General features: G+C 58.7%; 14 protein-coding genes. 10 read left to right on the top strand and 4 right to left on the bottom strand.

All coding sequences use genetic code 11. The features are described 5' to 3' along the window. The first annotated feature begins 76 nt into the window (after positions 1 to 76). From cobU to AC2FJW_RS10495, 4 genes are read left to right on the top strand one after another with little or no spacing between them, the layout of a single operon-like run. Positions 77 to 598 carry a bifunctional adenosylcobinamide kinase/adenosylcobinamide-phosphate guanylyltransferase gene (gene cobU, locus AC2FJW_RS10510; RefSeq protein WP_496750028.1) on the top strand — a complete coding sequence of 174 codons (522 nt, stop codon included), beginning with the start codon at positions 77 to 79 and terminating at the stop codon, positions 596 to 598. Continuing rightward, positions 595 to 1,173, top strand: a complete 579-nt coding sequence (locus AC2FJW_RS10505; protein ID WP_496691771.1) for a histidine phosphatase family protein — start codon at positions 595 to 597, stop codon at positions 1,171 to 1,173. Before cobU ends, AC2FJW_RS10505 begins: the two co-directional genes overlap by 4 nt. Before the next feature lie 58 nt (positions 1,174 to 1,231). After that, the gene (locus AC2FJW_RS10500; protein ID WP_496750027.1) at positions 1,232 to 2,116 is read left to right on the top strand and encodes a glutathione S-transferase; all 885 of its coding nucleotides are present in this window, start codon (positions 1,232 to 1,234) and stop codon (positions 2,114 to 2,116) included. 45 nt (positions 2,117 to 2,161) lie between these two features. Next, positions 2,162 to 3,673: a YifB family Mg chelatase-like AAA ATPase gene (locus AC2FJW_RS10495; protein WP_496750026.1), complete on the top strand. Its 1,512-nt coding sequence runs from the start codon at positions 2,162 to 2,164 to the stop codon at positions 3,671 to 3,673. Here AC2FJW_RS10495 and gshB read toward each other — a convergent pair. The 3 genes from gshB to rsmI are packed head-to-tail and all read right to left on the bottom strand — an operon-like array spanning position 3,670 to position 5,893. Next, complete coding sequence (gshB, locus tag AC2FJW_RS10490) at positions 3,670 to 4,602, bottom strand: glutathione synthase (protein ID WP_281995201.1); 933 nt, start codon at positions 4,600 to 4,602, stop codon at positions 3,670 to 3,672. The two genes, AC2FJW_RS10495 and gshB, sit on opposite strands and share 4 nt — an antisense overlap. A 60-nt stretch (positions 4,603 to 4,662) precedes the next feature. Further along, positions 4,663 to 5,034, bottom strand: coding sequence for a YraN family protein (locus tag AC2FJW_RS10485; protein ID WP_496750025.1), 372 nt, complete (start codon positions 5,032 to 5,034; stop codon positions 4,663 to 4,665). A 1-nt stretch (position 5,035) separates the two neighbouring features. After that, entirely contained in the window at positions 5,036 to 5,893 is an 858-nt protein-coding gene (gene rsmI, locus AC2FJW_RS10480) for a 16S rRNA (cytidine(1402)-2'-O)-methyltransferase (protein ID WP_496750024.1), read from the bottom strand. An 87-nt stretch (positions 5,894 to 5,980) separates the two neighbouring features. On the opposite strand from rsmI, the gene AC2FJW_RS10475 reads away from it, so the two are divergent. The 3 genes from AC2FJW_RS10475 to murJ are packed head-to-tail and all read left to right on the top strand — an operon-like array spanning position 5,981 to position 11,470. Next, positions 5,981 to 7,153, top strand: a complete 1,173-nt coding sequence (locus AC2FJW_RS10475; RefSeq protein WP_496750023.1) for a penicillin-binding protein activator — start codon at positions 5,981 to 5,983, stop codon at positions 7,151 to 7,153. After that, positions 7,113 to 9,932 (top strand): [protein-PII] uridylyltransferase, encoded by a 2,820-nt coding sequence (locus tag AC2FJW_RS10470; RefSeq protein WP_496750022.1) that lies wholly within the window; start codon positions 7,113 to 7,115, stop codon positions 9,930 to 9,932. Before AC2FJW_RS10475 ends, AC2FJW_RS10470 begins: the two co-directional genes overlap by 41 nt. Further along, positions 9,929 to 11,470, top strand: coding sequence for a murein biosynthesis integral membrane protein MurJ (murJ, locus tag AC2FJW_RS10465; RefSeq protein ID WP_496696392.1), 1,542 nt, complete (start codon positions 9,929 to 9,931; stop codon positions 11,468 to 11,470). The genes AC2FJW_RS10470 and murJ overlap by 4 nt, the downstream gene beginning before the upstream one ends. On the opposite strand, the gene AC2FJW_RS10460 is transcribed toward murJ, so the two are convergent. Then, positions 11,471 to 12,157, bottom strand: a complete 687-nt coding sequence (locus tag AC2FJW_RS10460; protein WP_496696394.1) for a rhomboid family intramembrane serine protease — start codon at positions 12,155 to 12,157, stop codon at positions 11,471 to 11,473. It abuts the gene before it with no gap. An 86-nt stretch (positions 12,158 to 12,243) separates the two neighbouring features. On the opposite strand from AC2FJW_RS10460, the gene trpS reads away from it, so the two are divergent. The 3 genes from trpS to AC2FJW_RS10445 are packed head-to-tail and all read left to right on the top strand — an operon-like array spanning position 12,244 to position 14,712. Beyond that, entirely contained in the window at positions 12,244 to 13,272 is a 1,029-nt protein-coding gene (gene trpS, locus AC2FJW_RS10455) for a tryptophan--tRNA ligase (protein ID WP_496696396.1), read from the top strand. A 60-nt stretch (positions 13,273 to 13,332) separates the two neighbouring features. After that, positions 13,333 to 14,196: a branched-chain amino acid aminotransferase gene (locus AC2FJW_RS10450; RefSeq protein ID WP_496696398.1), complete on the top strand. Its 864-nt coding sequence runs from the start codon at positions 13,333 to 13,335 to the stop codon at positions 14,194 to 14,196. Between the two features lie 60 nt (positions 14,197 to 14,256). Further along, complete coding sequence (locus tag AC2FJW_RS10445) at positions 14,257 to 14,712, top strand: universal stress protein (RefSeq protein WP_142635548.1); 456 nt, start codon at positions 14,257 to 14,259, stop codon at positions 14,710 to 14,712. The last annotated feature ends 5 nt before the right edge of the window (positions 14,713 to 14,717 follow it).

The raw sequence follows: 14,717 nt of genomic DNA, 5'->3' as shown, positions 1-14,717 counted from the left end.
CGGCCCGGGCTTGCCTTGCCGACCCATGGTCGATACGCAGAACAACACCAGGTGGATCACTTAAAAGGTAATGATCGTGGGTTCGGATTTAACCTTTGTGCTGGGCGGAGCAGCCTCAGGCAAATCGGCATTCGCCGAGCAACTTGTTGTTTCATCAAGTAAAAGCCGCGTTTATCTGGCCACATCACAAGTGTTTGATGATGAGATGCGCGATAAGGTTAACCGCCATATCTCACAGCGCGGCAGCGGTTGGGACACGATCGAGGCCCCCCTGGACCTTGGCGCACCCCTGGCCGAGCTGACCCAGGATCAGATCTGTCTGATAGATTGTGCTACCATGTGGCTAACCAATCACCTGCTGGCGGAACACGACCTGCAGCAGGCCCAGACAGCACTGCTTGATGCGTTACGAGACTGTCCTGCCCCGGTCGTCATCGTCTCGAACGAGGTTGGCCACGGGATCGTCCCGGGCAACGCCCTGTCTCGTCAGTTCCGCGAGGCGCAAGGCCGCTTGAACATCGCGCTCGCCGCGCAGGCTGATCTGGTGGTTCAGGTTACCGCCGGGCTTCCTGTGGTGTTGAAAGGGCAACTGCCATGACGCGTCTGCATCTAGTCAGGCATGGTCCGACCCATGCCAAAACCATGGTCGGCTGGTCCGATCTGCCTGCTGACCTAAGCGACCACGCCGCCATTGGTCGGCTACAAAGCTACCTGCCGGCCAACGGGTTGTTGATCTCATCCGACCTGTGCCGTGCCGCTGACACGGCTTCGGCGGTACAGGGCACCCGGCACCGCCTGCCCCACCACCCCGACCTGCGTGAGATCAATTTTGGCAGTTGGGAATTGCGGGGCTTCGAGGAAATCGAGGCCGAAGACCCCGAACTAACCTTCGCCTACTGGGACAATCCCGGTGAAGTTCGCCCGCCAAACGGCGAAAGCTGGAATGAAGTCCGAGCCCGCGTCAACGCGGTTATTGACAGGTTGATTGGCGATCACACCGGCCAGGACCTGATCATTGTTGCCCATTTCGGCGTCATCCTGACACAGGTCCAGCGTGCCATGGATGTGGACGCGCAAGAGGCTTTCGGCCACCGGATCGACAATCTTTCCGTGACTGAGATTACTCATCACGGCGACCGTTGGTCGGTCGGTCGGATCAATCACTGCCCGTGATCAGGCCGCGCACAAATCTCTGTTTTACGGATTGAATAGCCTGAGTCATCCTAGACCCATGACCTATGATTTGTTTATCGGAGACCGCCTGTTTTCCAGTTGGTCCTTGCGTGGTTGGTTGATGCTGGAGAAGTTCGACCTGCCCTATCGAAACCACATGATCGGCCTTTATTCAGGCACTATGGCCGAGGATATGAAACCCCTGTTCCCGGCGCGTCTGGTGCCTGCTCTGCGCCTGCCAGACGGAACTGTGGTTGGTGAAAGCCTTGCCATGGCCGAGACCTTGGCTGAGCGCCACCCACAGGTCGGATTGTGGCCCTCTGACGCGGCTGCCCGCGCCACTGCACGGTGGCTTTGCACCGAGATGGTGGCCGGATTTTCAGCCCTCCGCGGGGAATGCGCGATGCAGCTGCTTCATAGTTGGAAGGGGTTCGAACCGGCGGCCGAAACGCTTTCTGACCTGCGCCGGATCGAAACCCTTTGGGATCATGCGCGCCAAGTGTCTGGGGCGAACACCGGCCCTTTGTTCGGTACATATTCTTTGGTGGATGTGTTTTACACGCCCGTTGCCGCGCGGATCATCGGTTATGGGCTGCCTGTTTCGGACGCCAACCGGGACTATTGCCTGACCCTCCTGTCGGATCCGGTTGTCAGGCAGTGGCGTGCGATGGGTCTGACAGTCCAGTACGACCCTTTCCCGTATTCGCTGGACCTTCAATCGGATCCCTGGCCAATCGGCGGGGCATCGTCTGCTGTGGCCGCCCAGAGCGGTCCCTCGGTCAACCAGACCTGCCCCTATTCCGAAGAGCCCGTCACAGATTTTCTGGACCTGGACGGTCAGCGCTGGGGATTCTGCAATCGGTTCTGCCGCGACAAAACCCTCGCCGATCCGGAGGCATGGCCGAAATTCACTCAGATGGTCAGCGCCGTTAACGATTCCTAAACCGGCGGCGTGCCAGTAACGACCTGTTAACCAAGCAGGTCGTTCATGGTCGCTCGTTCTCATACAGTCGCCTTTCAAGGTGTCGACGCCCGCCCGGTCGAGGTGCAATGCGCGGTTTCACCGGGGTTGCCTGCCTTTTCCATCGTCGGCCTGCCCGACAAAGCAGTTTCAGAGGCCCGCGATCGCGTCCGAAGCGCGCTAAGCTCGATGGCCATTGCCCTACCGTCAAAGCGTATCACCATCAACCTATCCCCCGCTGACCTGCCCAAAGAAGGCAGCCATTTCGACCTGCCCATTGCGGTGGCTCTGCTGTCAGCCCTGGAAATCATTCCCAAGGACGCGGCTGAAGGGGCCGTTTCACTGGGGGAATTGTCACTGGACGGGTCTCTTGTGCCTGTTGTCGGGGCGCTTCCTGCCGCGATGACCGCCGCGGCCGAGGACCGAACCCTGCTGTGCCCTCGGGCCTCCAGCGCCGAGGCGGCTTGGGTTGACGCTACTCAGGTGATCGGCGCTGAATCTTTGGGCGATGTTGTCCGCCACTTCTCGGGCCAAGCCCCTTTGCCCGCTGCCCTGCCCGGCGAGGTCAAATTTTCCCGCAGCACCCGCGACCTGCGCGATGTCAAAGGGCAGGAGCGGGCGAAACGCGCGTTGGAGATTGCCGCCGCAGGGCGGCACCACCTGATGATGATCGGCACGCCGGGGTCCGGGAAATCCATGCTGGCCGCGCGCCTGCCGGGGATCTTACCGCCCCTGACACCGGCCGAGGCGCTTGAAACCTCGATGATCCAATCCCTGTGCGGCCTGCTTGACGAAGGCGGCATCAGCCGCACCAGACCATTTCGCGAGCCGCATCATACGGCATCGATGGCGGCCATTGTTGGTGGAGGGAAAGGAGCCAAACCAGGAGAAATCTCATTAGCCCATAACGGGGTTTTGTTCATGGACGAATTTCCCGAATTCCCACGAACCGTTCTGGAAACCCTGCGCCAACCCATCGAAACCGGAGAGGTCATGATTGCACGTGCCAATGCGCATGTGAAATATCCCTGCCGCTTTATGCTGGTTGCCGCCGCCAACCCCTGCAAATGCGGCTACCTGACAGATCCGGCGCGGGCCTGCTCGCGTGCGCCGGTCTGCGGCGAGGATTATCTGGGGCGCATTTCAGGCCCGCTGATAGATCGGTTCGACCTGAGGTTCGAGGTACCTCCGGTCGGGTTCACCGACCTTGACCTGCCTTCATCCGGGGACAGTTCGGCCACAGTTGCCGCGCGTGTCGAGCAGGCGCGTGCGGTTCAAGCGCAAAGATACACTGGAACGTCCGCGCGCCAGAATGCGGATGTTGAGGGCAATGTGCTGGAAGAAATCGCCGCGCCGGATGCCGAAGGAAAAGAGCTGCTGTTGAAAGCGGCTGAGAAATTTGGTTTGTCAGCGCGCGCCTTTCACCGCATCTTGCGGGTCGCGCGCACCATCGCCGATCTGGACGGCGCATCAGATGTCCGAAGACCCCATGTGGCCGAGGCGCTGAGCTTTCGCATCAGCGCCAATATTGCATCTTAAAGCCTGGCTTCGATGGCCTGCCAAATCTTTTCTGCGATGTTCACGCCATCAAATCGTTCCAATTCCTGAATTCCGGTTGGCGAAGTCACGTTAATCTCGGTCAGGTAATCGCCGATTACATCGATACCAACAAAAACCTGCCCTTTTTCCTTCAACAAAGGTCCAATGGCTGCGCAAATCTCAAGATCGCGATCCGTCAGACCAACCTTTTCGGGCCGTCCCCCCACATGCATGTTGGATCGTGTTTCACCTTTGGCGGGAACACGGTTGATTGCACCCACAGCCTGACCGTCCACCAGAATGACCCGTTTGTCGCCATTGCTGACATCGGGCAGGAATTTCTGAACGATCAGAGGTTCGCGCGAAAACCCGGTGAACAACTCGTGCAAAGATGTCAGGTTCCGGTCGTTGCCATCCAACCGGAACACCCCCGCACCGCCATTTCCATAAAGCGGTTTCAGGATAATATCGCCGTGCTTTTCTTTGAACGCCTTAATCGTCTGCAGATCGCGGGCGATGGTTGTCGGTGGCGTCAGATCAGGGAAATCCAGCACCAGGAGTTTTTCGGGATAGTTCCGAACCCAGAATGGATCATTTACCACCAGCGCCTGTCCCTTAAGCCGGTCCAGCAGGTGGGTAGAAGTGATATAGTGCATGTCAAACGGGGGATCCTGACGCAGCCAGACCACGTCGAACTCGGCCAGATCAACCTCGCGCTCGGGCCCCAATTCTGCCGGGTTTCCAGCCACGCGCTGCACCGTCATATCGTGGCCGCGGGCCGTGATCCGGCCCTCCTGATAAGCCAGTTTGTCAGGGCTGTAGAAGAACAGCGTATGCCCGCGCGCCTGTGCCTCTTCGGCCAGACGGAATGAGCTGTCGGCATTGATATCCACGGCCCCGATCGGGTCCATCTGAAAGGCAATTTTCATGGCGTGTCCCTCAGTTTCACGCCAGATACATGGCCCAGCCAGGCCGGGGGTTCAATGGGGTCAGACCTGATCAAAGGCGTTTTCGATGATTTGCACCGCGCCGAACGCATCCACCAAAGCCGCATCAAACCGAACATTTGTCAGCTGACCGTTGGGTTCTTCTTCCAGAAATTGGGCGGCCGAGGCACAGATACGGTCCATCTGGCGCCGTTTGATCCGGGCAGCAGCCATCTCAAAGCTTGTGCTTTTCTTGACCTCGACGAAAACCAATCCGTCGCCGTTGCGGACGATAAGATCAATCTCGCCCCCTGCCCCGCGCCAACGGCGATGTGCTATGGAATATCCCCGCCGCTCGTAATCTGCCGCAACCTGCTGTTCCGCCGCCTGACCCGCATGATAAGAAACCGAACTTCGGACAGTGCGTGAGGTCATCTTACCCTTTCCCGAGTTTCAGCGCCTTCTGATAGATCGGTCGACGCGGCAGTTTATACATCTGCGACACCAAATCCGCCGCATCGCGTAATGAATGAGTTTCCAGGGCGCGTATCAAAGCCTCTTCTATGTCTGAATCGTTAACAGTTTCCGAAGCCCCACGGTCTACCAGCAGAACAATTTCGCCTTTGACCGTCTGACTCGCCAATTCTTCTGCCAGCTCTGCCAACGACCCGCGCCGAACTTCTTCGAATTTCTTGGTTAATTCGCGGCACATCGCGGCCTGCCTGTTTTCCCCTAGAACCTCGGCCAGATCCGACAGACAGGACGCCACACGTTTCGGAGATTCATAAAATACCAACGTCCCAGGCACATCTCGCAGCGTCTCGATCCGCGTCCGGCGCGCGCCTGAGGCATTGGGCAAAAACCCCGCAAAGAAAAAGGCATCCGTCGGCAAACCGGCCAGCGTCAGCGCCATCAGCGCGGCGGACGGCCCCGGCGCGCAGGTGACAGTATGCCCCGCCTCGGCCGCCTGTCGTCCCAGATCATATCCCGGGTCCGCGATCAACGGCATCCCGGCCTCGGACGCATAAGCCACTGATTTCCCCTCTTTCAGCGCATCAAGTATCTTGCCGCGGGCGCCTACACCACTGTGATCATGATAGGCCAGGATGCGGCGCCCTTCGAGCGGAACGCCGTGAATCTCCATCAACCGGCGCAGGCTGCGCGTGTCTTCGGCGGCGATCATGTCCGCCGACGCCAACACGTCTAGCGCCCTGAGCGTAATGTCGCGCGCCGCCCCGATCGGAGTGGCAACAAAATACAGGCCCGTGCCCAATTTGACTTTTTGAAAATTCAAAGCTGGACCCTCACAGCGTGACGTCTATTATCGCGGCGCAAATAATGGCAGCATCCCAAGCCGCCGGATCAGGGAGTTTTCATTTAGATGTTTACCGTTTGCAAGCCCGTTCGCAAGTTGGCGCGTGCAGCCGCCGTCTTGGCCACCGCGACCATTCTGGCGGCGTGTGACGTCAGCAGTATCGGCGGAGGCCCGTCGATCAACACCTCAAAACCTGTGCCGGTTGCTTTGCTGGTTCCGGCCGGATCTGGAAATTCCGGGGATGCTGAACTGGCGCGTAGCCTTGAAAACGCAGCCCGCCTGGCGATGTCCGATCTGCAGAATGTACAGATTGATTTGCGGGTCTACGACACCCGGGGCAATTCGGGTACCGCCGCAACAGTCGCGCAGCAAGCCGTGGCAGACGGCGCAAAGATAATCATTGGTCCAGTCTACGCCCAGGCGGCAAACTCAGCTGGTCTTGCGGTACTGAACAACAAGGTCAACCTGCTGTCGTTTTCGAACAATACCAGCATCGCAGGCGGCAATGTCTTCGTGCTCGGCCCCACTTTTGAAAACACCGCCAACCGGTTGGTCAACTATGCCGGTTCGCGCGGCAAGACCGGAACGGTCATCGTGCATAGCAACGATGCCGCCGGGCGGCTTGGACAATCGGCTATTGCAACCGCGCTGAGCAACAGCCGAGTGGGTAATGCAGGCACGGTCGGCTATGACCGCTCTCAGCAGGGGGTCATCAACTCGGTGCCGACAATCAAGGCTACTGTGGCGTCCTCGGGGGCGGATTCGATCTTTTTGACTTCGACCACTGCAGGGGCGTTGCCGCTGTATTCCCAGCTTCTACCAGAAGCGGGCGTCTCCCCGGCATCCACGCAATATATGGGCCTGACCCGCTGGGACATCCCGGCCCAGACACTGGAACTGCCAGGCGTTCAGGGTGGCTGGTTCGCATTGCCGGACCCATCCAAGGCACAGGCTTATCGTCAGCGGTACAACAACACATATGGCGAGGCACCACATCCGATCAGTGGCCTAGCCTATGATGGCATAGCCGCGATTGCTGCCTTGGTCAGCCAGGGCAAATCCGACGCTCTGACCGCATCTGCCCTAACTCAGAACCCCGGTTTTCAGGGCGTTGGCGGTATCTTCCGTCTGCGACCCAACGGTACGAATGAACGTGGTCTGGCCATTGCCACGATCCAGAACAAACAGGTGGTTGTGATTGACCCTGCCCCCCAAAGCTTCTCTGGCGCCGGATTCTGATCGGCTGGCTCTGACACTCATCCCAAGGGGTGACCTGATTTGCCAGCCCGAAGAAATCTTTGACAGCGCAGCCGTTATGGCACAGCTGTCAGAGGCCTTCGACAAGACATCTGATAACGCCGAAAGGCGCGGCGAAACCGTGCGGATTTTGCGCAACGTCCAGAAATTCGGTCGTCAGGCAATCGCCGATGCCTTTGTCCGCGATCCATTCGACGCGCGGAGGCTGACCCATTCCTATACCTACCTGACCGACGGGCTGGTCTGCACCGCGATGCAAGTGGCCAGTCGCGAGCTTCACCCGCTGGCCACGCCGACACAGGGTGAAAAAATGGCCGTGCTGGCAGTGGGCGGCTATGGGCGCGGGGAAATGGCCCCGTCCTCGGATGTCGATCTGCTGTTTCTGACCCCCTACAAAATCACTGCCTGGGCAGAGAGTGTGATCGAATCCATGTTGTATATCCTGTGGGATCTGCGGCTGAAGGTCGGGCATTCTTCGCGCACCATCAAGGATTGCCTGCGCCTGGGATCCGAGGATTTCACCATTCGCACCGCGATGTTGGAACAGCGCTATTTGGCTGGCGACGCCGATCTGGCAAATGAGTTGGAAACGCGCCTGAAAGACGATCTGTTCAATGGCACTGAGCGCCAGTTCATCGAGGCCAAGCTGCAGGAACGCGACGCGCGCCATCTGAAACAGGGCGAGCGGTATATGGTCGAACCCAACGTAAAAGAGGGCAAAGGCGGATTGCGCGACCTGCAATCGCTCTACTGGATTGCCAAATATATTTACGGCGTTCAGGACGTGGCCGAGTTGGTACCGCTGGGTCTGTTCACCCCCGAGGAATTCAGCACTTTTGTGGAAGCTGAGGATTTCCTGTGGGCCGTTCGCTCGCATTTGCATCTGGTGACCGGGCGCGCAACCGAACAACTGACCTTTGACATGCAGGTCGAGGTCGCTTCCCGTATGGGATACGAAGACCGGGCCGGTCGTCGGGCGGTCGAAGTGTTTATGCAGCGCTATTTCCGCGAGGCCACGAAGGTTGGCGAGCTGACGCGCATCTTTCTGACCAAACTCGAGGCGACGCATATGAAAGGCGCGCCTCTGCTAGAGCGTATTTTCCGCCGCCGCCCCAGGATCAAAGCCGGATACAAAGTCGTCCATGGACGTCTGGACGTAGCCGACCCGAACAAGTTTCTGGCGGACAAGCTAAACCTTCTGCGCCTGTTCGAGGAAGGTCTGCGCACCGGCATGCTGATCCACCCGGACGCGATGCGGCTGGTCAGCGCCAACCTGAACCTGATTGATGACGACATGCGCGAAGACAAAGAGGCGCGGCGCATCTTTCTCGACCTGATGCTGAAACACGGCAACCCGGAACGCGCCCTGCGCCGCATGAACGAACTGGGGGTGCTGTCGGCCTTTCTGCCCGAGTTCGAACACATCGTGGCGATGATGCAGTTCAACATGTACCACAGCTATACGGTGGATGAGCACACCATTCAGTGCATCGTCAATCTGGCCCAGATTGAACGCGGAGAGTTGGGGGAATCCCTGCCGCTGGCGTCTTCAATCCTGGAAGGAGGGGTCAATCGCAAGGTTCTGTATGTTGCCCTGCTGATCCATGACATTGCTAAGGGGCGACCCGAGGATCATTCGATTTTGGGCGCACAGATGGCCCGCAAGATTGCACCTCGGCTGGGTCTGAACAAATCGGATTCAGAAACCGTGGAATGGCTGGTGCGGTATCACTTGTTGATGTCGGACATGGCGCAGAAACGCGATATTTCCGACCCGCGCACGGTGCGCGACTTTGCCAAGGCCGTGAAAACGGTCAAAAGGTTGGACCTACTGACCGTGTTGACCGTCTGCGACATTCGCGGCGTTGGACCCAACACCTGGAACAACTGGAAAGCCACCCTGCTACGCGCGCTGCATGCAGAAACCAAGCGCGCGCTTGAGACCGGGATGGAAGACCTCAACCGTGCCAATCGCGGTGCCGGTGCCAAAAAGGCGTTGCGGGCCGAGCTGGCGGAATGGACCAAAGCCGCCCTCAAAACCGAGACGGGTCGGCACTATGACCCCTATTGGCAGGGCCTGAACCTTTCGACCCATGTAGAATTTGCCGAGATGCTGAAAGAGCTGGACCGCAGCGGTGATGCTGGCGCGATGGAAATCCGTCTGCACCCGGATGAAGACCGCGATGCGACGCGGGCCTGCTTTGCCATGGGTGATCACCCCGGCATTTTTGCCCGTATCGCAGGCGCTTTGGCGCTGGTCGGGGCCAATGTGGTTGATGCGCGCAGTTACACCACCAAAGACGGCTATGTCACCGATGCGTTCTGGATTCAGGACGCCGATGGCCACCCGTTCGAGGCCAGCCGCTTGCCGCGCCTGACACAGATGATCCACAAGACCCTTAAAGGCGAGGTCGTGGCGCGGGATGCCCTTAAATCACGCGACAAGATCAAGAAACGCGAACGGGCCTTTAACGTGCCGACCCATATCATCTTCGACAATGACGGGTCCGAGATCTACACGATCATCGAGGTCGATACCCGGGACAGGCCCGGCCTGCTTTATGATCTGACACGAACGCTTGCTGCCGCCAATGTCTATATCGCCAATGCGGTGATCGCGACTTATGGCGAACAAGTGGTGGACACCTTTTACGTCAAGGATATGTTTGGGTTGAAATATCACTCGGAAAGCAAGCAGCGCGGGCTTGAGGCCAAGCTGCGCAAGGCCATCTCCGAAGGCGCCGAGCGCGCGGTCTCATGAAACAGATCCGGCTGTTTTCAGGCCTGTTCACTGTCGGGTTCTGGACCCTGGCCAGCCGTATTCTGGGCTTTCTGCGGGAAATCCTGCTGACCGCCTACATCGGGCCCGGGCCAGTAATGGATGCATTCGTCGCCGCCTTTCGCCTGCCCAACATGTTCCGCCGCTTCTTTGCCGAAGGTGCGTTTAACGCAGCCTTTGTGCCAATGTTTTCCAAACGGCTCGAAGGCGGGGAAAACGCGCAAGGCTTTGCACAGGACGCGTTCAACCTGCTGGCCGTGGCGGTGCTGGCGCTGGTCGGGCTGGCGATGGTTTTCATGCCTGGCCTGGTCTGGCTGACGGCCGAGGGCTTTTACGGTGACGACCGCTTCGACCTTGCCGTGGATTATGGATATGTGGTCTTTCCCTACATCTTTTTCATGTCGCTAGCGGCGCTGTTCTCGGGCGTGCTGAACGCAACCGGCCGTTTCGCGGCTGCCGCCGCCGCGCCGATTTTACTGAACATCTTTGCCTGCACAGCACTGATCGCCGGCGCTATATCAGGCGGAGAAGTCATCCGTTGGCTGATCGCCGTCATCCCCATCGCTGGTGTTGCGCAGCTAGCGCTGGTCTGGATTGCAACCGAACGTGCGGGCATCCGTATCCGCCCGGGCCTGCCGAAACTCAGCCCTGAAATGCGCAACATGGTCCGCATTGCGGTTCCGGCCGCCTTGGCCATGGGGGTTACACAGGTCAATCTGGTGGTGGGCCAGCTGGTTGCTTCGAAAACCGAAAAGGCCGTCAGCTGGTTGTTTGCAGCGGATCGCTTGTACCAGTTGCCATTGGGCGTCGTGGGCATCGCCGTCGGCATCGTCCTGTTACCCGATCTATCTCGCCGCCTGCGCGCTGGGGACAAGTCGGGCGCCCGCGATGCGTTTTCTCGCGCAGGTGAGTTTACGTTGCTGTTGACCATCCCGTCGACCGTTGCCTTTGTGCTCATCCCTACCCAGCTGGTCTCGGTTCTGTTCGAGCGCGGACAGTTCACCCCCGAAGACACCGCCGCCACCGCACTTGCCGTGGCGATCTATGGCATCGGCCTGCCCGCGTTCATGCTGCAGAAATTGTTGCAGCCTTTGTATTTCGCGCGTGAAGATACACGCTCGCCCTTTCACTATGCAGTGTTTGCGATGGTCGTGAACGCTGCACTGGCTTTCGGGCTGTATCCGTTGGTGGGATGGTTCGCACCGGCGATTGCCGCCTCGGTGGCCGGATGGGCCATGGTTGGACTGCTGGCCTTGGGCGCGCGAAAAATGGGGGAAGAAGCGCAGTTTGACGACCGGTTCAAGAACAGGGCATGGCGGATCATTGCGGCGTCCCTAGGGATGGGAGCTGTCCTGTATGCCGCTATTGAGCTGTTTGGGTGGGCCTTTGCCCTGGAAGGCTGGCGTTACCTGGCACTGCTCGGCTTGATCATCGTTGCTGCAGTTACGTATTTCCTGCTCGGCCACCTGATTGGTGCATTCAAACTTTCCGAGTTCAGGAAGGCTCTACGTCGATCCTGATTAGTCGCGCCGAATACGCCTGACGATTCGCGCCCACCCACCCGGAGCAACCAGGAACGACAGGGCAAAACCAGTGGCAAAACCGCCCAGATCAGCCACCCAGTCCAGCGTTCCGCCAAACAGCAGGCCGAACAACAACTGAATGCCCATCAAAACGGCGATCAGGCTGAAGGCGCGTGACTGGTTCTCACCCACCAGCGACAGCTTGCGCCAGAGTATCCACGTAAACGCTCCGATCAGCCCATAGACCGGAGGGAACCCACCCACCAGCGGAAAGCGCGGATCCAGCAACAGTGCATAAGCCAGCGCACCACCCACGCCCGACAGCACAAAGATCACCAGCATCTGAACGCTACCAAAAACCTCGGCCACCATTTTACCCATGGCCAGCACAAAGACGCAGACAAAGATGGCCTGCGTGAACGTGCCGGATACAAACGGATAGGTGACAAAGCGGATCAGATGCTCGAACGGCCAGCGCCCGTTTTCCACCATCCAGTCGAAGATATCCGGCGAAAACGAATAGTGCTGCAAAGCGTCCAGGCGCCAGCCTACAGCAGTTGGCCCCCCAATGATCCCGCGCGTACCTAGAGTAAATGCCAGTTCAACCCCCATGATGAACACACACAAAGCCACCACCACGGGCGGCAGAGGGTTCACGGCGGGTGTATAATGCTCACTGCTCATTGGGCGGGCCTTTCGCGGCTGTTGACGTCCCTTTGCCTCATGGGTAAGCGACGGGGGCTGATTTTTCCAGACGGGAGTTCCCTTCGATGACCGATTCCAAGTTCACGCCGCGCGTGTTTTCCGGTGCACAGCCATCCGGTAACCTGCACCTTGGCAACTATTTGGGCGCATTGCGGAACTGGGTTCGGATGCAAGGGTCCAACTATCAGACAATCTACTGTATGGTCGATTTGCACGCGATCACCGTTTGGCAGGACCCCAAAGAGTTGCAGCACGCAACGCGTGAGCTGTGCGCGGGGTATATCGCATCAGGATTAGATCCCGAAAAATCGATCCTGTTTAACCAAAGCCAGGTTCCTGAGCACGCGCAACTAGCATGGATTTTTAACTGCGTTGCCCGGCTTGGCTGGATGCAGCGCATGACACAGTTCAAAGATAAGGCTGGCAAGAACGCGCAGAATGCATCGTTGGGCCTATTCGCCTATCCGGCGCTCATGGCCGCAGATATCCTTGTATATCACGCGACACATGTTCCCGTCGGAGATGATCAAAAGCAACACCTGGAACTAACCCGAGACATCGCAACTAAGTTCAATCATGACTATGGCGTCGATTTTTTTCCGTTGACAGAACCCGTCATCAAAGGTGCGGCAACTCGGGTCATGAGCTTGCGCGATGGGTCAAAAAAGATGTCCAAATCCGACCCCTCTGACATGACCCGGATCAACATGACCGATGATGCCGACACGATCGCCAAGAAAATCCGAAAGGCCAAGACCGACCCGGACGCTCTGCCTTCGGAAGTCGATGGCTTGGACAACCGCCCCGAGGCCCGCAATCTGGTGAATATCTACGCCGCCCTCAGCGATCAGACGGCGGATCAGGTTCTGGCCGACGTTGGCGGCAAGCAATTTGGCGAGTTCAAACCGATGCTGGCCGATCTGGCGGTTGCCAAACTGTCTCCGATCTCGACCGAAATGGCCCGCTTGATGGGCGAAGAGGCCGAGATTGATCGCATTCTGGCCAATGGCGCAGAAAAGGCGCGCGCGATTGCGGCCCCGATCCTGCAGCAGACCTATGACATCGTCGGCATGGTTGGTGCGAAACGGGGCTGATTGGCTCTGGACGTTGCCTTAACGCCTTCCTAGGTTTGCCTCAAAGCTTGGGAGGGCGTCATGGCAGTCGGCAAGAACATCCGCACCTATTTCAACGGGCAATGGCATGATGGGGATGCACCGATCATGCGCGCTGCGGATCATGGCGCATGGCTGGGATCATCCGTCTTTGACGGCGCGCGGTTCTTCAACGGGCTGACCCCGGACCTGAATGCCCATTGCGCCCGCGTGAACCGCTCTGCCGAGGCGCTGATGCTGACCCCCACCGTCACCACAGAGCAAATGGTTGAGATCGTGCGCGAAGGGCTTGAAGCCTATGCGCCCGACACGGCCGTGTATATCCGCCCGATGTATTGGGGCATCGACGGAGATGCGACAGCGATCGTACCGCAGGAAAACAGCACCGGGTTTGCTGTCTGCCTAGAAGAGATTCCGATGGCGCCTGAGACCGCCTCGGCCACGCTGGGACTGACCCGATTCCGCCGTCCGGTACTGGAATCAGCAGTGGTGAATGCCAAGGCCGGGTGCCTGTATCCCAACAACGCACGGATGCTGAACGAGGTACGTGCGAACGGGTTTTCGAATGCTTTGGTGGCTGACGCATTGGGCAACGTAGCCGAAACCGCAACCGCCAATATCTTTATGGTCCGCGACGGCGAGGTCTTTACCCCCGTCCCCAACGGCACCTTCCTTGCCGGCATCACCCGTGCACGACATATCAAAAACCTGCGGGCCGACGGCGTGGCTGTGCATGAGGCGGTTCTGAGTTTCGAGGATTTCTACGGGGCCGACGAGGTATTCATGACTGGCAACATGAGCAAGATCACCCCGGTGACCGCGCTGGAGGACACCCGGTTTCAGGTCGGTCCCATCGCCCGGCGTGCACGCGACCTGTATTGGGACTGGGCCGCCAGTGGGCGTTAGGCTCTGGTTGCCAGCACGCACCTAGTCGGGCATGATCCCCGGAAATGAATGAGGACACCCATGCGCAAGTTCCTAGTGGTTCTGGATGACAGTCGCGAATGCCTGAATGCGATGCGATTCGCGGCTATGCGCGCGGCCCATACCGGCGGCGGCGTAACAATCCTGTCGGTAATCCCACCGGACGAATTCAACCATTGGATCGGCGTTGCCACCGTCATGCGTGAAGAAGCGCGCGAGCGTATCCATGCGCATTTTGAAGTTTTCGCAAAATGGATGCGCGACAAGCAAGACGTTGATCCTGAACTGGCCATCCGCGAAGGCGAGCCCGTTGCCCAGATCATCGAGCATGTGCAATCCGATCCTGATATCGGCGTTCTGGTTCTGGGTGCAGGCACTGACAAAAAGGGACCTGGCCCATTGGTGACTCAACTGACCAAAAACTCAGGCAGCCTGCCGATCCCAATCACTATTGTTCCTGGTGATCTGAGCAAAGAAAAACTCGAAGCGATTACCTGAGGCCA

The organism is Ruegeria sp. CDSA020 (assembly GCF_059612345.1).
This window is presented reverse-complemented; position numbering and strand designations above follow the sequence as displayed.

Coding starts and splice junctions, on each gene's coding strand:
- AC2FJW_RS10485 (WP_496750025.1), bottom strand. CDS start 5,034: ATGACCTCACGCACTGTCCGAAGTTCGGTTTCTTATCATGCGGGTCAG.
- AC2FJW_RS10445 (WP_142635548.1), top strand. CDS start 14,257: ATGCGCAAGTTCCTAGTGGTTCTGGATGACAGTCGCGAATGCCTGAAT.
- AC2FJW_RS10495 (WP_496750026.1), top strand. CDS start 2,162: ATGGTCGCTCGTTCTCATACAGTCGCCTTTCAAGGTGTCGACGCCCGC.
- AC2FJW_RS10500 (WP_496750027.1), top strand. CDS start 1,232: ATGACCTATGATTTGTTTATCGGAGACCGCCTGTTTTCCAGTTGGTCC.
- AC2FJW_RS10475 (WP_496750023.1), top strand. CDS start 5,981: ATGTTTACCGTTTGCAAGCCCGTTCGCAAGTTGGCGCGTGCAGCCGCC.
- AC2FJW_RS10450 (WP_496696398.1), top strand. CDS start 13,333: ATGGCAGTCGGCAAGAACATCCGCACCTATTTCAACGGGCAATGGCAT.
- gshB (WP_281995201.1), bottom strand. CDS start 4,602: ATGAAAATTGCCTTTCAGATGGACCCGATCGGGGCCGTGGATATCAAT.
- murJ (WP_496696392.1), top strand. CDS start 9,929: ATGAAACAGATCCGGCTGTTTTCAGGCCTGTTCACTGTCGGGTTCTGG.
- trpS (WP_496696396.1), top strand. CDS start 12,244: ATGACCGATTCCAAGTTCACGCCGCGCGTGTTTTCCGGTGCACAGCCA.
- AC2FJW_RS10505 (WP_496691771.1), top strand. CDS start 595: ATGACGCGTCTGCATCTAGTCAGGCATGGTCCGACCCATGCCAAAACC.
- AC2FJW_RS10460 (WP_496696394.1), bottom strand. CDS start 12,157: ATGAGCAGTGAGCATTATACACCCGCCGTGAACCCTCTGCCGCCCGTG.